This is a genomic window from Streptomyces sp. NPDC050509, assembly GCF_044457965.1.
Lineage (GTDB): Bacteria > Actinomycetota > Actinomycetes > Streptomycetales > Streptomycetaceae > Streptomyces.
Genome location: NZ_JBITHL010000008.1, coordinates 257296 through 278856, shown reverse-complemented (window position 1 = coordinate 278856; position 21561 = coordinate 257296). Strand labels below are relative to the sequence as shown.

General features: G+C 68.4%; 23 protein-coding genes. 15 read left to right on the top strand and 8 right to left on the bottom strand.

The genetic code is table 11. The annotated features are described in order from the left end of the window. Positions 1 to 90: 90 nt before the first annotated feature. Complete coding sequence (locus ACIBJC_RS23955; RefSeq protein WP_399296038.1) at positions 91 to 318, top strand: hypothetical protein; 228 nt, start codon at positions 91 to 93, stop codon at positions 316 to 318. A gap of 10 nt (positions 319 to 328) precedes the next feature. Further along, positions 329 to 1027: a DUF4191 domain-containing protein gene (locus ACIBJC_RS23950; protein WP_399295653.1), complete on the top strand. Its 699-nt coding sequence runs from the start codon at positions 329 to 331 to the stop codon at positions 1025 to 1027. A 113-nt stretch (positions 1028 to 1140) separates the two neighbouring features. Here ACIBJC_RS23950 and ACIBJC_RS23945 read toward each other — a convergent pair whose 3' ends face one another. Beyond that, on the bottom strand, positions 1141 to 1608 hold the full coding sequence (locus ACIBJC_RS23945) for an RDD family protein (protein ID WP_399295651.1): 468 nt from the start codon (positions 1606 to 1608) through the stop codon (positions 1141 to 1143). Between the two features lie 242 nt (positions 1609 to 1850). On the opposite strand from ACIBJC_RS23945, the gene glnA reads away from it, so the two are divergent. Further along, a complete protein-coding gene (gene glnA / locus ACIBJC_RS23940) occupies positions 1851 to 3260 on the top strand; it encodes a type I glutamate--ammonia ligase (RefSeq protein WP_399295649.1) in 1410 nt (469 codons plus the stop codon). Between the two features lie 621 nt (positions 3261 to 3881). Here glnA and ACIBJC_RS23935 read toward each other — a convergent pair. Both ACIBJC_RS23935 and ACIBJC_RS23930 read right to left on the bottom strand, forming a co-directional pair. Beyond that, the gene (locus ACIBJC_RS23935; protein ID WP_399295647.1) at positions 3882 to 4163 is read right to left on the bottom strand and encodes an integrase core domain-containing protein; all 282 of its coding nucleotides are present in this window, start codon (positions 4161 to 4163) and stop codon (positions 3882 to 3884) included. 205 nt (positions 4164 to 4368) lie between these two features. Further along, the gene (locus ACIBJC_RS23930; protein ID WP_399295645.1) at positions 4369 to 4593 is read right to left on the bottom strand and encodes a helix-turn-helix transcriptional regulator; all 225 of its coding nucleotides are present in this window, start codon (positions 4591 to 4593) and stop codon (positions 4369 to 4371) included. Between the two features lie 713 nt (positions 4594 to 5306). On the opposite strand from ACIBJC_RS23930, the gene ACIBJC_RS23925 reads away from it, so the two are divergent. From ACIBJC_RS23925 to ACIBJC_RS23900, 6 genes are all read left to right on the top strand, one after another. Continuing rightward, positions 5307 to 5627, top strand: a complete 321-nt coding sequence (locus tag ACIBJC_RS23925; RefSeq protein WP_399295643.1) for a hypothetical protein — start codon at positions 5307 to 5309, stop codon at positions 5625 to 5627. A 101-nt stretch (positions 5628 to 5728) separates the two neighbouring features. Continuing rightward, complete coding sequence (locus ACIBJC_RS23920) at positions 5729 to 6583, top strand: tyrosine-type recombinase/integrase (RefSeq protein WP_399295642.1); 855 nt, start codon at positions 5729 to 5731, stop codon at positions 6581 to 6583. 124 nt (positions 6584 to 6707) lie between these two features. Further along, positions 6708 to 7073, top strand: a complete 366-nt coding sequence (locus ACIBJC_RS23915; RefSeq protein ID WP_399295640.1) for a hypothetical protein — start codon at positions 6708 to 6710, stop codon at positions 7071 to 7073. A 2-nt stretch (positions 7074 to 7075) separates the two neighbouring features. Next, positions 7076 to 8227 carry a caspase domain-containing protein gene (locus tag ACIBJC_RS23910; RefSeq protein WP_399296036.1) on the top strand — a complete coding sequence of 384 codons (1152 nt, stop codon included), beginning with the start codon at positions 7076 to 7078 and terminating at the stop codon, positions 8225 to 8227. Between the two features lie 1015 nt (positions 8228 to 9242). Beyond that, a complete protein-coding gene (locus tag ACIBJC_RS23905) occupies positions 9243 to 10721 on the top strand; it encodes a hypothetical protein (protein ID WP_399295638.1) in 1479 nt (492 codons plus the stop codon). A 241-nt stretch (positions 10722 to 10962) separates the two neighbouring features. Continuing rightward, the gene (locus ACIBJC_RS23900; protein WP_399295636.1) at positions 10963 to 11568 is read left to right on the top strand and encodes a GPP34 family phosphoprotein; all 606 of its coding nucleotides are present in this window, start codon (positions 10963 to 10965) and stop codon (positions 11566 to 11568) included. A 14-nt stretch (positions 11569 to 11582) separates the two neighbouring features. Here ACIBJC_RS23900 and crcB (ACIBJC_RS23895) read toward each other — a convergent pair whose 3' ends face one another. Genes crcB (ACIBJC_RS23895) through crcB (ACIBJC_RS23885) form a run of 3 tightly spaced genes read right to left on the bottom strand, consistent with a single transcriptional unit; the run spans position 11583 to position 12768 of the window. Beyond that, a complete protein-coding gene (gene crcB, locus ACIBJC_RS23895; protein WP_399295634.1) occupies positions 11583 to 11957 on the bottom strand; it encodes a fluoride efflux transporter CrcB in 375 nt (124 codons plus the stop codon). Then, positions 11954 to 12298, bottom strand: coding sequence for a DUF190 domain-containing protein (locus tag ACIBJC_RS23890; RefSeq protein WP_399295632.1), 345 nt, complete (start codon positions 12296 to 12298; stop codon positions 11954 to 11956). Before ACIBJC_RS23890 ends, crcB (ACIBJC_RS23895) begins: the two co-directional genes overlap by 4 nt. Then, a complete protein-coding gene (gene crcB / locus ACIBJC_RS23885) occupies positions 12295 to 12768 on the bottom strand; it encodes a fluoride efflux transporter CrcB (protein ID WP_399295630.1) in 474 nt (157 codons plus the stop codon). The genes ACIBJC_RS23890 and crcB (ACIBJC_RS23885) overlap by 4 nt, the downstream gene beginning before the upstream one ends. Before the next feature lie 228 nt (positions 12769 to 12996). On the opposite strand from crcB (ACIBJC_RS23885), the gene ACIBJC_RS23880 reads away from it, so the two are divergent. Then, positions 12997 to 14853 carry an SMI1/KNR4 family protein gene (locus ACIBJC_RS23880; RefSeq protein WP_399295628.1) on the top strand — a complete coding sequence of 619 codons (1857 nt, stop codon included), beginning with the start codon at positions 12997 to 12999 and terminating at the stop codon, positions 14851 to 14853. Then, positions 14850 to 15380, top strand: a complete 531-nt coding sequence (locus ACIBJC_RS23875; protein WP_399295626.1) for a GNAT family N-acetyltransferase — start codon at positions 14850 to 14852, stop codon at positions 15378 to 15380. The genes ACIBJC_RS23880 and ACIBJC_RS23875 overlap by 4 nt, the downstream gene beginning before the upstream one ends. Positions 15381 to 15474: 94 nt before the next feature. Here the strand turns inward: ACIBJC_RS23875 and ACIBJC_RS23870 are convergent, their stop codons facing one another. Continuing rightward, entirely contained in the window at positions 15475 to 15750 is a 276-nt protein-coding gene (locus ACIBJC_RS23870) for a hypothetical protein (RefSeq protein ID WP_399295624.1), read from the bottom strand. Positions 15751 to 15893: 143 nt separating this feature from the next. Between ACIBJC_RS23870 and ACIBJC_RS23865 the strand changes: the two genes are divergently transcribed. Further along, positions 15894 to 16253, top strand: a complete 360-nt coding sequence (locus tag ACIBJC_RS23865; RefSeq protein ID WP_399295622.1) for an arsenate reductase family protein — start codon at positions 15894 to 15896, stop codon at positions 16251 to 16253. A gap of 55 nt (positions 16254 to 16308) precedes the next feature. On the opposite strand, the gene ACIBJC_RS23860 is transcribed toward ACIBJC_RS23865, so the two are convergent. Beyond that, entirely contained in the window at positions 16309 to 17208 is a 900-nt protein-coding gene (locus ACIBJC_RS23860) for a Gfo/Idh/MocA family protein (RefSeq protein ID WP_399295620.1), read from the bottom strand. Positions 17209 to 17401: 193 nt separating this feature from the next. Between ACIBJC_RS23860 and ACIBJC_RS23855 the strand changes: the two genes are divergently transcribed. From ACIBJC_RS23855 to glnII, 3 genes are all read left to right on the top strand, one after another. Then, positions 17402 to 18973, top strand: a complete 1572-nt coding sequence (locus ACIBJC_RS23855) for a hypothetical protein (RefSeq protein WP_399295619.1) — start codon at positions 17402 to 17404, stop codon at positions 18971 to 18973. Beyond that, positions 18970 to 20184 (top strand): ARPP-2 domain-containing protein, encoded by a 1215-nt coding sequence (locus ACIBJC_RS23850; RefSeq protein ID WP_399295617.1) that lies wholly within the window; start codon positions 18970 to 18972, stop codon positions 20182 to 20184. Before ACIBJC_RS23855 ends, ACIBJC_RS23850 begins: the two co-directional genes overlap by 4 nt. 100 nt (positions 20185 to 20284) lie before the next feature. Then, entirely contained in the window at positions 20285 to 21304 is a 1020-nt protein-coding gene (gene glnII / locus ACIBJC_RS23845; protein ID WP_399295615.1) for a glutamine synthetase, read from the top strand. The last annotated feature ends 257 nt before the right edge of the window (positions 21305 to 21561 follow it).

The following is a 21561-nucleotide window of genomic DNA, read 5'->3' as shown; positions in this document are numbered from 1 at the left end:
GCGTTCGGTCGCCTGTCTGCCTTCATCGCTCCTGAGGGGACCGCCATCATGCAGGTCGAGCCGGCACGACCCACCACCGTCACCGAGGCGATGACGGCAGCCACACCCGCCCGTACCTCCGTGGCCCTGCCGTACACACTGCCCTCCGTGTCCACCGCGCTGCGCGCCGTGGAGTCCCTGCTCCTCAGCGGCGGCCAGCGCACGGCGCGCCGCAACGCCTGGACGGCCGTCCTGGAGGACCGCCGCAGGGCCAAGGACCGGGTCGAGACGGAGCACGTACTGGAGGCGGTGTCGGACGCCACCTCCCACGCCACGTAAACTTCTGGGCATGGCGAGGAAGGACAACGCAGACACTGCTGCGAACCAGGGGCGACTGAAGCAGATCGCCCTCACCTACAAGATGACCCGGCGGGCCGACTCGAAGGTCGGGCTTGTCGTCGGTGGTGTGGGAATCGTCACCTTCGGTGTCTTCCTCGCGATCGGCTTCCTGATCAACCACCCCATCTATCTGGGGATCCTGGGATTCATCCTGGCGTTCCTCGCGATGGCGATCGTCTTCGGCCGGCGCGCCGAACGGGCCGCCTTCGGTCAGATGGAAGGCCAGCCGGGCGCGGCGGCGGCGGTCCTGGAGAACGTCGGCCGTGGCTGGACCACGACCCCGGCCGTGGCCATGAACCGCAGCCAGGACGTCGTCCACCGGGCGGTCGGCAAAGCGGGCATCGTCCTGGTGGGCGAGGGCAACCCGAACCGGGTGAAGAGCCTGCTGGCGGCCGAGAAGAAGAAGATGGCGCGCATCGTGGTGGACGTGCCGGTGCACGACATCATCGTCGGTGACGGCGAGGGCCAGGTGCCGCTGAAGAAGGTCCGTACGACCATGCTGAAGCTGCCCCGCGTACTGGCGGGCCCGCAGGTGACGGCGGCCAACGACCGGCTGCGGGCGATGGGCGACCTGATGAGCAACATGCCACTGCCGAAGGGCCCGATGCCCAAGGGCATGCGGATGCCGCGCGGCGGAAAGATGCGCTGACGGAACACACCAGAGACACAAGAGGGCGGCTCGGAGATCTCTCCGAGCCGCCCTCTCTTCCTCTTCACACCCTCTGTCTGTCTTCCTGCCTGTTTTCGTCTGTCTTCGGATAATCAGCCACGAACCTGCACGGCGCGCCCGAGCTGGTCGTGGAGCCCGCGTCCGTCGCGGTCCCAGATCAGCGCCGGGACGGCCAGGCAGAGCAGCACCGTACGGACGAGGACCCGGCCGAAGCCGATCCGTCCGCCGTTCACCGCGATGACGCGCAGGCCGAAAAGGCGCTTGCCCGGCGTGAAACCGACCGTGCCGACGGTGAGAACGCTGAGCACGAGGAGCACGCCGAGCGCCCAGTTCCCCGACGCCTGCCAGTCACCGTCGGCGAGGAGCCCGTATGCGATCAGCATGCAGAGCCCCCAGTCGACGAAGAGCGCGCCGAAGCGCCGCCCGAGCGGGGCGACGGAGCCGGGCCCGTGCTCCGGCAGACCGAGCCGCTCACCCCGGTAGCCGAAGTCGACGCCCATGTTCTCGGCCGCCGCGCGGGGCCCCGAGAGCCACGATCCGATTGCTTGCCTGTTGTCCACCCGTCCACGGTACTGCGGCGGTGTCCGCGCGCGAGGGACGGGGTTGGCACCAGAGGCGTGGGGGTACTCGTGCGGAGCCGTCGTACGCCCGGCGCTCACCCGGGCTGGTTAACTTCAACGAAACAAATGGGTCATGCTGGAGAAATCCCGGAAACCTAAGGTCGGGTCCAGCGTGTGCCACCGCACTGGCCGCACGACCGATAACCCCCGCCCCTCCCCGGGTCGGGAGGAGGAGGAGCTGGATGTTCCAGAACGCCGACGAGGCCAAGAAGTTCATCGCGGACGAGGACGTCAAGTTCGTCGACGTCCGCTTCTGCGACCTGCCTGGCGTGATGCAGCACTTCACGATCCCGGCGAAGGCGTTCGACCCGACCGAGGAGCTGGCGTTCGACGGATCCTCGATCCGTGGTTTCCAGGCCATCCACGAGTCCGACATGGCGCTGCGCGCGGACCTGTCGACCGCTCGGCTGGACCCGTTCCGCCGTGACAAGACGCTGAACATCAACTTCTTCATCCACGACCCGATCACGGGCGAGCAGTACAGCCGCGACCCGCGCAACATCGCCAAGAAGGCCGAGGCCTACCTCGCCTCCACCGGCATCGCGGACACCGCGTACTTCGGCCCCGAGGCCGAGTTCTACGTCTTCGACAGCGTGCGTTTCAACACCACCGCCAACGAGGGCTTCTACCACATCGACTCCGAGGCCGGCGCCTGGAACACCGGTGCGGTCGAGGACAACCGCGGCTACAAGGTCCGCTACAAGGGCGGCTACTTCCCGGCCCCGCCGGTCGACCACTTCGCCGACCTGCGTGCCGAGATCTCCCTGGAGCTGGAGGCGTCCGGCCTCCAGGTCGAGCGCCAGCACCACGAGGTGGGCACCGCCGGCCAGGCCGAGATCAACTACAAGTTCAACACGCTGCTGGCCGCGGCCGACGACCTGATGCTCTTCAAGTACATCGTGAAGAACGTCGCCTGGCGCAACGGCAAGACCGCGACCTTCATGCCCAAGCCGATCTTCGGTGACAACGGCTCCGGCATGCACGTCCACCAGTCGCTGTGGCAGGGCGGCACGCCGCTCTTCTACGACGAGCAGGGTTACGCGGGCCTCTCGGACACCGCCCGCTACTACATCGGCGGCATCCTCAAGCACGCCCCGTCGCTGCTGGCCTTCACCAACCCGACGGTGAACTCGTACCACCGCCTGGTCCCCGGCTTCGAGGCCCCGGTCAACCTGGTCTACTCGCAGCGCAACCGCTCCGCCGCGATGCGCATCCCGATCACGGGCTCGAACCCGAAGGCCAAGCGCGTCGAGTTCCGCGCCCCGGACCCGTCCTCCAACCCGTACCTGGCCTTCTCCGCGCTCCTCCTCGCGGGCCTGGACGGCGTCAAGAACAAGATCGAGCCGGCCGAGCCGATCGACAAGGACCTCTACGAGCTCGCCCCCGAGGAGCACGCGGGCGTCCCCCAGGTCCCGACCTCCCTCCCGGCCGTCCTGGAAGCGCTGGAGGCGGACAACGAGTACCTCCAGGCGGGCGGCGTCTTCACGTCCGACCTGATCGAGACGTGGATCGACTACAAGCGCACGAAGGAAATCGCGCCGATCCAGCTCCGTCCGCACCCGCACGAGTTCGAGCTGTACTTCGACATCTAAACCGCAGGGTCCGGCCACTTGGGCGGAAGACTCAAAAACGAGCTGTGACCTGCGAGAACACTTCTCACCAGTTCTCACAGTGACCGCTCGCTTTCCACCGCCTTGTGCACCGAGTGTGCACCGCCGGACCGATTCCCTGACGTGCCGTCAGAAACACTGCGAGGGCCGCTACCCCACTGCCGGGGTAGCGGCCCTCGTTGGTTGGTTCGGTCGCTGTGTGCGGCGGCAGCTATCCAGAGGCCATTCCTTCAGACCCAACTGCAAAGCACGCACGCGGAAGGCCCGCCTTGAACGGTAGGGCCCCAACTCATAAGGATGCCCCCACACGCTTTCCAAATGGTCATCCAAAGTCTGGGGCATACAGGAGCATTCTGACCTGTGATAGGGAAGGTGAAGAAGGGTTGCCTGAACGGTGCCGCACGGAGGTAAATGCAACCAGAAGTGCACTCAGGCCCTGGCCGTTCCGACGACGGTCGCTATATTTGGGCAGCTTCCTTCGCGGAGACATCCTGGCAGGTCTCACAGGGCCGGAGGCTCGTTATTTCCTCGGCGGAGGCGAGTCGGGGGGCGGCTGACGGTAAGGGACCTCGCGTTTTCCGGACAGTTGCCTGACCGTCTATTTTACGCGGCGATTCGCAACTTCTCGTACTCGGAATGGACTTCGCGTGGCGGGCGGTAGCCCACCGCCGAGTGGAGGCGTTTGCGATTGTACCAGAATTCGATATAGCGGGTGACGTCACGTCGGGCGACCTCGCGGGTCAGGTAAGTCACCCTTGATACGCGCTCGTTCTTCAGGGCTCCGAAGAATGATTCGGCCATGGCGTTGTCGAAGCAGATCCCGGTGCGGCCGGAAGATCTGCGGATCCCGAACCGGTCGAGTGTCTTCCCGAACTCGGCCGACATGTAGTTGCTTCTGCGATCGGAGTGGAATATCGCACCGGCCGAGAGCTTCCTGTTCCGTGCCGCGTTTCGGATGGCTTCCTCACGGAACTCCGGCGACTGCCGAGTGGCGCCACTTTTCCTCGCTTCCTCTTCAGGACAACCCTATTGGCTCCCTGTCCGGAAACTTCGTGGCCCCTCACCGAGAGCCGCGTTGTTTCCCTTGGAGTCAGACCGTGAGGTCATATCCGGTCTGCTGATCGAGCCAGGCGTCGACCTCACGCCAGCGGTATCGCAGGTGCCGGCCGACCTTGTGGACCCTCGGGCCGATGCCCCGGTACTTCCACTGATAGAGGGTCTTGACCGGCACCCCGAGGTACACGGCGATCTCATCGGTCGTGGCGAGCGGCCCGCGATCAACGGTTGTGGCGGGGCGAGGGAATCTGTTGGACATGGGCACTCCATATCGGTTGCGGATCGACGATCGTGAGCAACTAAGTCTGGCTCTGTTCACATGCGTCGCTCGAATTCTTCGACCGACCTGAAAGGCGGGCTGGCCGGAGAGAGCATAACCGTAAGGGCGAATCGCCGGTTGACCAAAAAGCTCAACCAACTGTTCGCCCCTCTCCCGGAACATCCCTTCGGGATCCAGTGATCCTTCGCGGGAAACCGGCAGGCCAGGAGCATCCGACTGCGGCAAATCACCCAAAGCCGCCATAATGGCAGGGGAAGATACCGCGAACTTTCCAATTCCCTGAGGCGCCATTCCTCGCCGACCAGAACCCCCCAGCCAGTTCTGTAGAGTTTATGAACCAAATCTTGCCACGCTCACCAATTTTGAGTTACAACTACCCGTCATGGTTGCTTACCCAATCGAAATCGGATCATCAGGCGCCGGCCCGGCCGGCGATATCGCGGCCACTCCGTCGGCATGGCGCTCCGCTCAGCGGCAGTTCACGGAGCGTTGCGCTTCCCTGTTTCTCGTGATGAAGAACGTCGTCCGGAGCCAGACCCAATGCGGTCATTGCCGATGCGGCTCGGAAACCCCGGTCGCCGACTCCCCCTCCCCCGCCGCATTCCCAGGCGCTCGACACCCCAAGCGGACGGAACACGGCGGCACCTCCCGCTTCGCCAGCCGGGCTGGCAGCCGTATACAGGTGGCCCTTCTTGGCTGAGCCGTACGACCGCTGGCACAAGAAGCGTCCCCAGCCCGGTGAGAAGAAGTGCAAGACCCACGGCAAGGTGCCTTCCAGCGAGCACGAGCGCGGAAAACGCTGGTTGTCCCGGTGGCGTGATCCGGAAGGAAAGCAGCAGAGCGAGAGCTTCGACCGGTTCGATGACGCCCGCCAGTACCTCACCAAGATGCTGGGAGGCGTCGACGACGGAACATACGTCGACCCGAGAAAGGGCGAGGCCCAGCTCAAGGCAGTGGCCGTGCAGTGGCCGGAGAACCAGACCTTCGACAACCCTCGGACCTACGCCCAGTAAGAATCCCGCGTCCGCAACCACATCATCGAGCCGCTGGGCCCGCTAAAGCTGCGCAGATCAAGGCGTCCACGGTACAGAACTGGATCAAGCGCCGACTGCAAGTGCTCGACGAGACGACGGTCGGCCTGGTTTTCACGCACCTCTCGTCGATCCTGGCCATGGCCGTGGACGACAACCTGATCGCCAAGAATCCTTGCGACACGGGGTCGGTGAAACGGGTGAAGCCCCGGCGGTCGAAGAAGGCGGCGAAGGACGTACCCCTGTCGTGGGAGCAGACGGATGCTCTTCGGCCGCATCTGCCCGAGCGCTACCAGGCCACGGTCGACTGCGGCCGAGGTCTGGGCATGCGGCAGGGCGAGATCTTCGGGTTCAGCCCCGAGGACGTCAACTGGCTGCAGAAGGACAAAGTCGTCCACATCCGCCGCCAGATCGCCCACGACCGCGGCACTCTGGTTTTTGCCCCACCGAAGGGCGGCACGGAGTACGACCCCAAGGACTGCTTCGTGCCGGTCGGCGATGCTCTGGCCGCACTGCTCACCGAGCACATGCGCGAGCACCCACCAGTAGAGGTCACCCTCCCGTGGATGGCCAAGGACGGTGAGCCGGTGACGGTGCACCTGGTGTTCACCACACGGGAGCACAAGCCACTGAACAAGAACTACTTCAACTACCTCTGGAAGGGTGGCCTGGAGGCGATCGGCGCGATAAAGGCCCTCAACGACAAGCCTGTTGGCAAGGGCCGCAAGTGGGGAGAGTGCCGCGACAAGATGACGCACACCCTGCGACACCTCTTCGCCTCCGAGGCGATCAACGAAGGCGTGGACGTCTACACCCTGGCCGACCTCCTCGGTCACGAGGACCCTGCATTTACTCTCCGCCGGTACGTCCACCGCGTAACGGGAGCGGTTGAGAAGGCCCGCAAGGCGATCGGCCGACGATATCGAGCCGCCGCATAGACCCTTCTGCGCCTCGTCCCGCTTCTCCGCAGAGAGGTTGAGCGAAGACATCCCCTCCGCGTCCGACCGTGCCCGACCATGGTTGAGACCGTCACCGTCCGGAACGCGACAGTAGGGGGATCACATGCGCGTTGAGGTTTGTGTCGAGCCAGCAGACGACGAACTCCGTTCTTTGCTCACTTGGCTCCGCCGAGACCCCGACATCCGGCGTACTGCCAGCGTCGAAATGTGCGAGCAACCGCCGCGCGAGGGCGAGATGGGGGCAGTCTCCGACATCCTGCAGTTGGTCACGGAGAACGGATGGAGCGCTGCGAACTTTGCTCTCACGCTTGCCGCTTGGAAGCAGACACGCCCACGAGCCTCGCGCGTGACGGTCCGCCACGAGGATCTCGTTGACGCCTTGACCGACTGCAGTGACGAGGAGATCGAACGAATCACACGGCTACTCCAAGAGAGCCGGCGAAACGGCGGGGAGGGCTCGGCAGGTTGAGCGTGTTCCCAGATCCCGGCGCTTCGAGGGCGGTGTTGATCGGAACGAGCAGGTACGACTTCCTCGAAGATCTACCGGCCGTCTCCAACAACCTCAACTCCATGGCAGAGGTGCTCACGGGGTCCACATCGTGGAGTCTTGGCAGAGACGACTGCATCGTGCTTTCCAACCCGCCCAGCACGACAGTGGCCATGGACTCCCTGCGCGACGCCAGCGCCGCAGCCAGGGACACGCTGCTCGTGTACTACGCAGGGCATGGTCTGGTCACGCCAGAAGGCGAGCTCTATCTAGGGCTGCCTCAATCCAAACAGCAAAGGGTCGAAACAGGGATTCCGTACGGATGGCTCCGTGGCGCTCTGCTGGAGGGGCGAGCGGAACGAACTGTTGTCATTCTCGACTGCTGCTACGGCGGACTTGCTCTGGGAACAATGGGGCCGTCGGAGTTGGCTGCCCAAGCCGATGTCGAAGGGAGCTACTTGCTGGCCGCAGCCTCGGAGAACCGTCAGGCGCTCGCCCCACCCGGAGAACCCCACACCGCTTTTACCGGCGAGCTGCTCGCCATCCTCACCGCCGGTATCTCAGGAGGCCCCGAGCGGCTGGAGCTCGACTCTGTCTTTCGCGAGCTGCGGAAGTCACTTTCGGCAAAGGGGCGCCCCGTTCCTCAGAGACGGGAGCGCAACAGCAACGGCCGGCTCGCGCTGGGCTGGAATCCCGCCTTCAGCCGACCTCCTGTGTCCAGCAGCCCTAGTGACGTGCATGTCGGCCAACGAACGTGGCCAGACCCTGCAGCCATCCGCACCGTCGAAGGGTTCTTCACCGCACTGGGGCAGGTGCGCATCGCCAGCGCCCTCACGCATGCGGCGATCAGCCACCGCTCCGGCGGGCAGATCGCTCCCGGAACAGTCGGCAACCTCCTCAACCGCAAGGATTTACCCGGGAAATGGCGGACAACGGGCGTCTATCTGGCCGCCTGCGGAGTGCCTGACGAGCAGCTGAATGACTGGCAGTTGTGCTGGGAACGGCTTCGATCTACTCCCCCGGTTGCAAGAGGATCTGAATCCGAGGAGCCACATGGCCGGAGCCAGAACACCCGCACCACGTTCCCTTGGGGACAAGCCTTCCGAAAACTAACGGGACGGCGATTCCGTGGCTGACTGAGCCGTGCGCTGAGGCTCCGGCGTCGTCTTGTCGCCGCCGTCGCCGAAGAGAGTGTTCCAAGCAGCGATCACCAAGAGAACGCCGACCGCAACCACCCAGAGCGCCGGCATCTTGACCTTGCTGGATACGTTCGTCGGCCGCACGTAGTGCGCCGCCCGGTAGTACCCCTTTCGCGGTTGTGCCACTGTCCTACCCCCGATTCGGTGCCTGGCTCCGTCAGGTGGAGTGTTACAGAGGAGCTGCGCCGGCGACCGGCAGATGGGGAACAGCGGCTGGATCTGGTCGGCGCACGGCGCTCTACTACTCCTTGCGACGGTTAGGGACGCCGTATTCAGCCACTGACGTCCACTTATCGCTCGTACGTACGCGCGATAGTCCACTGGTCAAGCCCTACAAAGCGCCACCTCGGACGGTCGGATGGGTCAGTCCGATTTCTCACCAGTTCTCACGGCGACCGCTTGCTTTCCGCCCTCTTGTGCATCGAGTGCACGCCGCCGGACCAAATCCCTGACATGACGTCAGAACCCGCGAGGGCCGCCACCCCGTACGGGGTGGCGGCCCTCGCGGGTTCGCTCGGAGTCAAGAGCCTGCAGTGGCTTACGCGGACCTGCCAACCACAGAGATCTCGCCGACGCCGGGCGGGCCGCGCAGAGGGCTGCGGCCGAGCGCGACGTTCTGTGAGTACGCCAATTGAGAGGTACGGGAACTCGCACAACCCACCATCGGGGCGAGAAATTGGTGATGGAATGAGCTATGTCCACACCTCCGGCTGAGTGGCCACCGAACGCTCAACAATTATGGCACGCGGTACGCGCGGGCCTCCCTTTGGAACTCTCCGCTCCTACGTCTGAGACCACAACCGGGCGGCATCGGCAAGTAACAGCAGAAGCCATCACCCGACTCCTGCTGCAACCGCCAGCCCCACAACCTGGCGCAATTCCACGACTGCACCTGGTCGGCGCCACCGTCACGGGAAACCTTCAGCTGTCGCATGCGAAGGTCGAAATTCCTGTGGCCTTCATCGACTGCCGTTTCGACAATGCCGTCGATCTAAGCGACGCCTCACTCCCCGCTGTTGACTTTACTGGGTCATGCCTTCCGGGCTTGAGTGCCGACAGGCTTAAAGTAGAGGGCGATCTGACGCTTTCCAAGACGGTTAGCGGAGCTATATCTCTGTTCAGCTCTGAAATTGCTGGCAGCATGTGGCTCAACCGCGCCGAGTTGGTCAGCGAGGATTCCCGATACGCCTTAAACGCACCCCAGTTGCGCGTCGGTGGCGGGCTGTATGCACTGGCCATCAGGGCCACGGGCGGGATAAACCTCTGGGGCGCGCAGGCTTTCACACTTGAGGTGACCAAAGGCTGCCTGAACAGCACGGGCCATCCAGCCCTTCGCTGTGACGGCCTCCGCGTCGCGCAGGACCTTCGCTGTGCGGAACTGTCCGTTGACGGGGGAGGAATCTCTCTGTTCGGGGCGACGATCGGCGGTCAATGGTGGTTCAACAGAGCTGCAGTACGCAACCACACTGGCTGGGCTGTCAGTGCCCCCTCGGTAAGAGTTGATGGAGGCATCTACGGCAACGGCATGTCAGCATATGGCGGAGTCAATCTCTTCGCTGCCACCGTCGGCGAATCGATTGAACTCTCCGGCTGCACCCTCACATCTCATGGTGATCACGCACTCCGGGCCCCAGGAATGCGCGTTGAAGCGAACCTCATTTTGGACGACGGAGCGTCCATCGCTGGCGGCATCACCCTGCCACGTGCCGAAATCAAGGGCACGCTGCGCTTGGCCGACTCCACATTCGCCGAAGCGTCGACGATCGATCTGCAGCGCGCAACCGTGGGCGTCCTGGACATGGTGTCGACCAACACGCGGCCCCCCGTGTTCGATCTTCGCGCTGCAACCATCGGGCGTATCGACGATTCCCCCACCGCGTGGCCACCACGGATCGAGCTGGACGGGCTGACCTATCAAGATCTTCGCCCCCTGTTGCCGGCTACTCAACGTCTGGCATGGCTCGATTGCAACAATGAGTACAGTCCTCACGCGTACGAGCGCCTGGCCGCCTACTACCGACAACTCGGCCATGACGACGATGCCCGAACCGTGCAGCTGGCACGCCACCGAAGGCGACGCAGCTCCGCACAGCTGCCTGCCCGGCTCTGGGGGTACTTCGAAGACCTGACCGTCGGTTACGGCTACCGCCCAGGGCGCGCGCTCGTATGGCTCTTCGCCCTCACGACATTCGTCGCCATCGTCTTCGCAGCAGTACCACCACACCCCATCCGCGCCAACGGTCCGGCCTTCCAACCGGTCGCATTCGCCCTCGACCTCATCTTGCCCATCCTGGACCTCGGCCAGGAGAAGGCGTTCGCGCCCTCCGGCAACACCGCATGGGTTGCCTGGACAAGTGCGATAGCCGGTTGGCTCCTGGCCACCACCATCATCGCCGGCCTAACCCGACGCCTTTCCCGCTCCGGACACTGAACCCCACAGGGTGTGCACCTGATGTGCACCGGGCCCAGCAGCCAGAGCTAATCACCGCAGGCCAGGGCTTCCTTCGAGCTGTACTTCGACATCTAAGCCGAAGGCGCCCGAAGAGCTCCCGGCAGCCCCTCCGAACAGGCGAAACCGCCGTTCGGAGGGGCTGTTTCGTGTCTGCCGGGGCTTCTCGGGGGACACTGGAGTCGGCCAGGATCGCCACAGTGCCTCGGACACGGAGCCGCTCATGACCACACCGCGTGACCTGCTGATCGTTTCCATGGACGGGGCATCCGGCCGCCCCGTGGAGCGGGGTGACCTGTCGCTCGTGCTCGCCGGGGCCGAGGTGATCGACCTCCTCGGTGCCCAGGCCCTCACGCTGGAGGACGATCGCATCGTGCCGGGCGCTCGGGGGACGCTGCCCGATCGGCTGTTGGACGAGGCCGCGTCGGTGCTCGTACGGGAGGATCCGTACGAGTCGGTCGAGGACTGGCTGTGGCGCCGGGGCGAGGGGTTGTCCGATGTGTACCTTTCCACTCTGGAGGCGGAAGGGCAGCTCACCCGTCGGCGTCACCGCTGGCTTCCCGTCCGTACCGGGCAGGCGGCCCTGGCCGATTCGCCCGCGCGGCGTGACGCGGCGCAGCGCTGGGCGGCGGGTGAGCCGGTGCTCGTCTCGCTCGCCGGGGCGCTGGGGATCGGGGAGCCGCAGGGCGAGGACTCGCCGGAGATCGCCGACGACTCGGTCGTGGCCGTGCTCGCCGCCGTCAACGACGCGGTGATGGAGCTGGAGGCCGTACGGCAGCGGCGCTCCATCGAGGGCGCCGCCTTCGACAACGTCTGGCGAGGCCTTTAGCGCACGTGGGTCAGCTAGGACCAGAGTGCCTTTGCGAGCGTGAGGCCCAGGTAGACCGCGCCCAGGCCTGCCGCCACGCTCGCGAGGATGTTGGCCGCGGCGTAGAAGTGGGCGCCGTCCTCGGTGAGGCGGAGGGTTTCGTAGCTGAAGGTGGAGTAGGTCGTGAGCGCGCCGCAGAAGCCTGTGCCGAGGAGGAGTTGTACGGAGGAGTTGGCCGCGCCCGCGGTGAGCGCGCCCGTCACCACGCCGAGGACGAGGCAGCCCGTCACGTTGACGGTGAAGGTGCCCCAGGGGAAGAGCGAGTCGTGCCGCCGCTGGATCGAACGGTCGGTCAGATAGCGCAGGGGGGCTCCGACCGCTGCGCCCAGGACGACCAGGAGCCAGTTCACCTGGTGGTCTCCGGGCCCGTGTGGCGGACGACCTCGCAGCGGTCCAGGGTCACCAGGCCGCAGGCCAGTTCGTCGAGTTGGGGCAGGAAGGCCCTGATCCGTTCCTCGGTGTCGACGATCACGACCGCCACGGGCAGGTCCTCGCTGAGGGAGAGCAGCCGCTGGGTGTGGATCATCGAGGAGGCGCCGAAACCCTCCACTCCGTGGAAGACGCCGGCGCCCGCGAGTCCCGCCCGGTGGGCGCGGTGGACGATCTCCGTGTAGACGGGCCTGTGGTGCCACAGGTCGCTCTCGCCGAGGAAGACGGTCAGGCGGAGCGCCGTACCGGTCGGTCTGGTCATGCCTGCCTCCACGCCAGTACGCGGCGGGTCGCCCACACCGCACTCCACACCGCCGCGAGCGCGGCGAACAGGGTCAGTCCCAGATAGGCCGCACCGGTGCCCGCCCGGCCGTCCGCCACCAGGCGCTGGATGTCCACCGCGTACGTCGAGAACGTGGTGAACCCGCCGAGGACGCCTGTGCCGAAGAAGGGCCGTACGAGGGGGTGCGCCGCCCGGAGGTCGGTGATCACCACCATGAGGACGCCGATCACCGCGCACCCGAACACGTTCACGGTGAGGGTCGTCCACGGGAACGCTCCGGGGGCGGTGGGCCAGAGGAGGGCGGCGCCGTAGCGGGCCGATGCTCCGATCGCGCCGCCCAGCGCCACGACGGCCACCGCCGGTGTCACCGGCGATGTGGGCCACTTTCGGCTCCGCCGCGCGGGCGGCGTCAGGCCCGTCTCGACATCCGGGTCTGTGGGCTCGGTCATCACGGGGGCACTCTCTCCTACTCGCCGGGCGCCCGCGTCGGGGCGCGCTCTCTCGCAAGTAGGGACCGTTGGCGGTGGTCGCACCGCGGTTCGGGTACGGCGGGCCCCACCGCCGTTTCGTACTTCCGACCAGGTTAACGGGAGGGGGCGCGGCTCGGCCAGCCGAGCGGATCCGCGGCTGTGGACGGGCGCGGGGGATTGTCAGTGGGCACTGGCACGATGAACGACATGAAGACCTACAACTGGCGTCCCTTCCTTGAGCGGTGGAGTGCGGACTGGGCCGGCTCCCCCGGTGCGCGGGCGCGGGAGTCCACCCAGTCCGTTCCGGGCCTGGGCGGGGCCGCGGATGCGCTCCACGAGCGGTGGCTCGGGTTCGCGGGCGCCGATCCGGGGCGGATCGGCGCGCTGGAGGAGCGGCTCGGGCCGGATGTGGTGCTGCCGCCGACCTACCGGTCGTTCCTGGCCGTCACGGACGGATGGCGGCCCGCGGGGACGGGCGTCCATCTGCTGGGGACGACGGAGGGGTCGCGCTGGTACGGGGATCCACATCCGCACGGCCTTCAGGAGGCCGAGGAGGCCGGTGCCGAGGTGTGGGGCAGGGCGCTGCGGCTCTCCGTGGAGTCGGACGGGCCGGAGGTCCTGCTCGACCCGGGGGAGGTGAACGCCGACGGGGAGTGGGCCGCGTACCTCCACCGGGGCCGGCCGGGCGACGCCCCGGAGGAGCGTTACGAGTCCTTCATGGAGCTCATGCAGGCCCTGTTCCGGAGCTTCCACCACCGGAACCGGAACACGCCGGGGTTCGAGAACGACACGACGCGCGAGCTGGACGCGGAGGTCGAGGAGGCGCGGCTGGCCTGTCTGCGCGGCGAGGCCGTCGAGGGCTTGTCGAAGGTGTTCACGGACGCGGAGGAGTGCGGCCGGCCGCGTGCGCGGGACCTGCGCGTCCAGATGGGGGCGCTGCTGAGCGGCGGGCGGACACGGGACCGTGTGGTGGGGCCGCTGGACGATCCGCTGGACGGGCTGGAGTCCGTGGGACGTACGTTCCGGCAGGAGGCCTCCGGGCCCTTCGGTGACGCGGTGGAAGCGGCGCGGGAGCAGGCACGCTGGGGGGACACCGACGCGGCCTGGCACACCCTCGCCGCCGCCGTGGCCGACTGGGAGCCGTACGGGGACGAGCACATCGCCCCGGTCGGACTGCTCGCCGATCCCCTGCTCGGGCCGGTGATCACTCCGGAGCGCGGCCGGTATCTGCTGGAGACGCCCCGGGGTGCGGAGGGGCGGGATCCGGAGGCGGCCGGGACCGGTCACGGGGCGGATGCGGGGGCCGGGGCCGAGGACGAGGGGACGTCGTGGGACGACGGGCTCGCCTGGCTCGCGGAGGAGCCGTCCCCGGACGCCGAGCGGGACGGCGCGTACCGCTTCGTCTTCGTACGGGGCGTCCCGCCGGAGGAGCTGGCCGGCCGGATCGGCCAGGGGCCGCTGCTGGCGCCGGCCGGCGAGGCCGAGGTGGCGGAAGCACGGTTCGGCCCGGGGAGCGGGGAGCGGCGGTCCGTCGCCCGGATCGGCAGGTGCGGGGACGGCTGGAGCTTCGCCTACGAGAGCCGCGTCGATCTCACCGACCCGTTCCTGCCGGACCGGCTGACCGGGCTGGGCGAATCGGCGTCGAAGGGCGGCGAGTCGGTCACGGTGTGGTGCGAGCGCGGCGGCCAACTCGCGGCGGCGCCGGGCGCGTTCCACCTCTCGTACGCCGAGGACGGGGAGCGCGTGTACGGGTTCACGGTGCGCGGCGAGGAGATCGAGCAATGGGGGGAGCTCCCGGACTCCCTCGACCCGGAGGAGTTGTTCCCCGAGTACGAGTACGAGTACGAGGAGGGGGACGGGCGCGGCTCGGGGGGTGAGGGCGCGGGGCTGGATCCTGATGACGAGTACGAGGCGCTCGACGCGCTCTCCGAGGAGTTCGGGATCTCGCTGCCGGAGTTCGCGATCAGGCACGGGCGGCTGCACACCGTCGTGACCCGGCCGTGGATCCGGCCTCCCGTTACAGGCGAGCCGTACGGGGACGGCATGCGGCAGGAACCGTCGTGACGACCGTACGGACCGCGGTGATCGAGACGGAGCGGCTGACCCTGCTGCCGCTGCGGGTCGAGCACGCGGTGGAGATGGCGGGCGTGCTCGCCGATCCCGCGCTGCACACGTTCATCGGCGGCAGGCCGTCGACGGAGGAGGAGCTGCGCGGGCGGTACACGAGGATGGTCGCGGGCTCGCCCGATCCTGCCTTCTCCTGGTGCAACTGGGTGCTGACGGAACGGGCGGGGCCGGGCGAGCTGTTCGGTACGGTCCAGGCCACCGTCACCCCGCACCGCACCCTTCGGGACGAGATGGTCGCCGAGATCTCCTGGGTGGTGGGGACGCCGCGGCAGGGGCGGGGGTTCGCCACGGAGGCGGCGCGGGGGCTGGTCCGGTGGCTGGAGGAGCAGGGGGTGGGGACGGTGATCGCCCATATCCATCCCGAGCACCGGGCGTCGGGCGCGGTCGCGGCGGCGGTGGGGCTCAGCCCGACCGATGAGTGGCACGACGGCGAGGTCCGCTGGCGGCGGCGCTTCGGGGAGTGAGGGGGTCGACCCGCCTTCGCCGCCCCTCCGGAAAGGACGGAGGGACGGCGAGGGACGGCGAGGGACAGGGCGACGCGGCGGGCAGGCCCCTCCGTCAGCCGATCAGCTCGCGCACCATGCGGCAGGTGGTGTTGGACGGCGGGTGGATCCCGATCCGGGCCGCCGTGCTCCGTATCCGGCGGTTGGGGGCGCTCGCCGACTGGTACACGCCCGAGTCGAGCAGGGCGATGGCGAGGCGCATGGCCTTGAGGCGGCGGTTGTGGCTCTCGTACCACTCCCGCGGTCGGCCCGCGGGGAGCCGCTTGCGCTTGAGGGCGGGTGGAGTCGGCGCGGTTTGGACGGACTTCTCCGTGATGGTGGCAACAGCCATCGTCAGCCTCCCGGCGTGGTGGTGGGACCCTCACGAACTCCCTCCATTTTACTGCCCACCACTGACAATCGCCCCTGGCCAGACCGGGTTTGACGGGAGTGGGAGGAAGTCTCGGAGGCACGCTCGGAGGTAGGCTCGGAACCATGGAGATCTGGATCAATCCCGCCTGTTCCAAGTGCCGCGGCGCACTGACCCTGCTCGACGAGGAGGGCGCCTCGTACACCGTCCGCCGGTATCTGGAGGACGTGCCGTCCGAGGACGAGATCCGGGCGGTGCTCGGCCGTCTCGGGCTCGAACCGTGGGACATCACCCGGACCCAGGAGGCCGAGGCGAAGGAGCTGGGCGTCAAGGAGTGGGCGCGGGACGCCGGTTCGCGGGAGCGCTGGATCGCGGCGCTCGCCGCGCACCCGAAGCTGATCCAGCGCCCGATCATCACGGCGGACGACGGTACGGCCGTGGTCGCGCGCACGGACGAGGCGGTACGGGACGCCCTGTCCCGCTGAGCGAGCCGCCCGCGCGAGCCCCGCCCCCGCCCCACTCCCCCGCCTACGCCCCGCCCTACGCCTCTGCCTGCGCTTCCGCCTCCGCGAGGATCTCCGTCAGCCGGAGCCCGAACCGTACGTCGCACGCGTGCGGCGCTCCCGTGCGGGCCGATTCCAGCAGCGCGTCGATCGCCGCCCCGAAGGAGTCCACCGGGTTGCCCCAGCTCTCCGGGAGCACCGCGACGCCGTGCTCACCGCGCAGCTCCACCCCCGTGCCCGCGCCCGCCTTCGGTGCGCTCAGGCTGAGCGTCACGGTGCTGGCCGCCCCGGACACGTGGCGCAGTACGAGATGGGTGAGGTCCGGCTCCGTCCGTACGGCCGTCACCGATGCCACGTCGCCCAGCGGCGGCAGCAGCGCGGACAGCGCGTGCGGGCCGACGTCCCACAGCCCGCCCTTCTCGCGGCGCCACGGCGACTCGGCGTACGCGCTCGTCTCCCCCGGCGCGTAGAGCGCGCCGAGCCACTGCGCGTGGGCCGTGAACCAGCCGCCCTTCGCCGCCTGTTCGTCCACCCAGTCGGCGGTACCGGGCGCGAACCGTAGCGTGCAGAAGACGACCGACGCCACCCCGGCGGTCGCCACCGCGTCCGCGACCTCGCGGGCGCCCCGTACGGTCGTCGCGACCGGCTTGTCCAGCAGGAGGTGGCATCCGGCCGCCGCCGCGCGGGCCGCCAGCGGCGCCTGGACGTCCGGCGGCAGGGCGAAGGCGACGGCGTCGCTCTCGGCGAAGAGCGCGTCGAGGCCGACCTCGCCGGAGTGGGCGGTGGTGCCATGGGCCGCGGCGAGCGCGGCGGCGGCCTCGGGGCGCCGCCCCCAGACGCCGCTGAATGCGACCCCGGCGTGGGCGGCCAGCGCGGGGGCATGGGTGCGCTCCGCCCACGGGCCGGTGCCGAGGAGTCCGATACGTGGCTTGTCCATGCGGGCCAGTGTGACGCGTGCAGCCGGACCGAGGGAAGAAAAACGGTGGCCGGGCGGGCCGCCGTGGGTGTTACGTTGCCCGGGCCGGCCGCGGGCCTCCGGTGCGACTTCCGGGACGTGCCTGTAAAGCAGTGATTTCGCTGTTCGCGCCCCCATGCCCCGGCCGGCGACCGCGTGAGGAAGGGGCGACACCGTGGCGGAGAACCTCGCCGATCTGGTCGCGGCCGAAGACGTCCTGCTCTTCGTGAACGCGGCCGTGACGGCGACCGGGCAGCGCGAGTTCCGCTCCGACGCGCACGAGCAGCGGCTCTCGCTGGGCTTTCTGCACGAGTACGTACGCGTCAACTACCGCCCCGTCTACGCCGCCACGCTCGCCCTCGACATCAACGACCACAACGCGGCCCTGATCATCGAACACCTCCTGCGGACCCCGCACGACACGACCCCCGCCGAGAAGCGCGTGGAGGGCAGGCTGATCGCGCGCCGGCTCGCAGTGCTGCCGCCGCAGCGCGTCTACCGGCTGTTCCGCGCGCTGCGCGCCGCCGGGGTCGGCAACCGCCGTACCCGCGCGATCTTCCGCGACTGGCTCGCGGCACGCCCCGACCCGGCGCACGACGCCGTGAAGTACCGCAGCGGGCTCAAGTCCGCCGCGCGCCACTTCCATATGCGCCTCTCCGCTCCCTCCACGCCCTCCGCTCCCTCCGCTCCAGGGACGGGCTCGGGGCGCGCGGCGGACGGCGAGATCGGCGATTTCCTCTTCGCGCCCGGCCGCCGCACGCGTTACGAGCACCGTCTCCTCGACACCTACCGCCGGGCGCACTACGAGCAGGGCGCGCTGTACGAGCTGCCGCTCACCGTCGCCGAGGGGTTCGCCGCCCGGCACGGTATCGCCAGCGAAGGGTTCCTGGAGCGGATGGCGCCCCGGATGACCCGGCTGGAGCGGCTGCGTACCCAGACCCGGCGTGCCACCGCCCCGGGCGCCGTCGGCGGAACGGATCTGGGCGTCATGCCGCTGACCCGGCTCGCGCTGTACGTCCTGTCGCTGGCCCCGGACGAGCGGGTACGGCGCCGGGCGGAGCTGACGCGTGCGCTGCGGACGGGCGCCCGGCGCGTGGCGGGCCCGTACGCTGGTGCCTGGGGGCGGGTGGCGGCCGTACTGGACGACAGCTACTCCTCCTACGGTTCGGGCGAGAAGCGCCGCCGCCCCCTGGGCACCGCGCTGGCCTGTCACTATCTGCTGGAAGCGCTGGCCGCGCCGGGGGCGTACGCCTCGCTGTGGACCTCGGGGCGCGACGATCCGCTGCTCGTCCGTCCGTACGGGCCGACGCCGCTCGGCACCCGGATCCTCGACGCGCTCGACCATGGCCCGGACCGCCTCGTGATCGTCTCGGACGGCTGGGACAACGCCCCGCCGGGGCTGGCGGGCGAAGTCCTGCGGGTGTGGCGTACGCGGCTCGACCGGGAGAGGCGTACGAGTGTGGTCCACCTCAACCCCGTATACGACGCGGACGGTTTCGACGTACGACGGCTGGCGCCCAGCGTGCCGACGGCCGGGATACGGGACGCGGAGGATCTGCCGGCGCTGGTGGAGATCGCGCAGTTCGCGGAGGGGCGTACGGGGGCGGCGGAGCTGCGGGCGTATCTGGACCGGCGGGTGCGGAACTTCCTGGCGGACGACGGGACCTGTCATTTCCCGGGTGCGGGCAAAGGTCCAGGGACCGGTGCGGGTCCAGGGGCCGGGGCTGGTACGGAGTCCGCGTCATGACCGGGCTCGATCTCACCGGGCTGACCGCCCGCCCCGCCCAGGTCTGGGGCGGCATCCGCCTCGTCCCGCTGGTGCGCGAGGCACCGGTGCCCGGGCTACGGCTGCACCGTGAGATCTACACCGGTCTCGGCGAGTCCGCGTACGGCCACGTCTCCGAGGTGGAGCTGGGGTCCGGGGCCCGTTACGCCTCGTACATCCCGCACGGCTTCGTGGCGGACTGGTCCGGCGACGGCGGGCAGCACGCCGCGTACGGCAGCCAGCTCGGGGACGAGCGCCCCCGGACCGTACGCCTCCGTCCGCATCACCGGATGGTGAAGCGCGCGCGAACCGCCCGGGGAGGCGGACCGGTCGCGCGCTGCCGCTTCCTGCCGCTCCATCTCGCGCTGGACGGCTATCTCGCGCTGCACTTCGGGGGGCCTTCCACGGCCTGGGACGAATGGTCCCAGCAGGCGATACGGCGCGGTCTCTCTCCTCGTGCCGAGGCGGCGTACCTCGGCATGAGCGTGCGCGGGCTCGCCGACGCGCTGCGGGTCTTCGAGATCCATCCCGGCCAGTGCGGGGTGATGGTGTACGCGGCGGACTCGCTCGCGGCGGCGTTCGTCGTACCGCATCCCGACGACTACCGCGCCCTGCATCCGACGCTGTTGCAGGACATGTACGGCGAACTCATCCACCAGCACGCGCTGTACGGCGCCCCGGTCCCGGAGTTCGAGGCGCGCATCCCCGACGGCCGGCATCTGAACACGCTCGCGGATCTGCGGGCGGCGGCGCGCGCGCAGGAGCGGGCGTGGAGCGAGGCGCACGACACGGTACTCGCGCGCGCCCTGCTCACCACCTCGTACTCCTTCGAGCGGGTGTACCGGATGGACGGCTTCGAACTGCGGCGCTTCCTGCCGCCGTTCCGGCGCGGGTACGGCGCGGAGCCCGAGCAGCACATCGGGGAGCTGATCAGCGACCACAAGGGGCGTACGGCGTACCTCAAGACGTTCCGGCTCTCCGATGCGCAGATCAGGCGCGGCCATCTGCTGAGCCGGCTGGCGGCGCACGACTGGCATCCGGGGCGTACGGCCGAGGCGCTCGGGACGACGGACGTCGAGTTGCTGCGGCGGATCCGTGCGGCCGGGTTCGGTTCGCTGCTCACGGCGCACGCGGTCGGCGGTACGGCAGCCGCGGCGGACGGGGCGGCCTCGTCCCGGAACGCCACAGAATAAACCCGGGTAACACGTGGTTCACGGAAGGGCAACGGCGGGGAAACCGCACATTGCGAGGCTTACGGGTCAAACCTGCTGCACCCGCAAAGGATGAGGCCCCGTGACGTTCAAGGCTGAGTACATCTGGATCGACGGTACCGAGCCGACCGCGAAGCTGCGCTCGAAGACGAAGATCCTCAGCGACGGCGCCGAACTGCCCATCTGGGGCTTCGACGGGTCGAGCACCAACCAGGCCGAGGGTCACGCCTCCGACCGTGTGCTGAAGCCGGTCTTCTCCTGTCCCGACCCGATCCGCGGCGGGGACGACATCCTCGTCCTGTGCGAGGTCCTGAACATCGACATGACGCCGCACGAGTCCAACACGCGTGCGGCGCTGACGGAGGTCGCCGAGAAGTTCGCGGCCCAGGAGTCGATCTTCGGCATCGAGCAGGAGTACACGTTCTTCAAGGGCGCCCGTCCGCTCGGCTTCCCCGAGGGCGGCTTCCCGGCCGCGCAGGGCGGCTACTACTGCGGCGTCGGCTCGGACGAGATCTTCGGCCGTGACGTCGTCGAGGCGCACCTGGACAACTGCCTCAAGGCGGGTCTCGGCCTCTCCGGCATCAACGCCGAGGTCATGCCGGGCCAGTGGGAGTTCCAGGTCGGCCCGCTGTCGCCGCTGGAGGTCTCTGACCAGCTCTGGGTGGCGCGCTGGCTGCTCTACCGCACGGCCGAGGACTTCGGCGTCTCCGCGACGCTCGACCCGAAGCCGGTGAAGGGCGACTGGAACGGCGCGGGCGCGCACACGAACTTCTCGACCAAGGCGATGCGCGAGGGGTACGAGGCGATCATCACCGCGTGCGAGTCGCTGGGCGAGGGCTCGAAGCCGCTGGACCACGTGAAGAACTACGGCGCGGGCATCGACGACCGGCTGACCGGTCTGCACGAGACCGCCCCGTGGAACGAGTACAGCTACGGCGTCTCGGACCGCGGCGCCTCGGTCCGTATCCCGTGGCAGGTCGAGAAGGACGGCAAGGGCTACATCGAGGACCGCCGCCCCAACGCCAACGTCGACCCGTACGTGGTCACGCGGCTGATCGTGGACACCTGCTGCACCGCGCTGGAGAAGGCCGGCCAGGTCTGATCCCGACTCGTCGCGCGAGGGGGGGCGGGTGCCGTACGGGCACCCGCCCCCCTTCGTCGTCCCGTCGTCAGGATCGGGGTCCGCAGGCTGATGCGCTCCCCCGATATCTGCTTCAATGGGGTCATGGCCAGCTTCCAGTACACCGCGAGGGGTCGCTTCGACCTGGAGCCGTTCTGGCCGTCCCGGCAGCATCACGACTTCGACCGGGTGTGTCGCCGCGTGAGGAACGCGCCGGCCCTCTAAAGCCATTCTTCTGG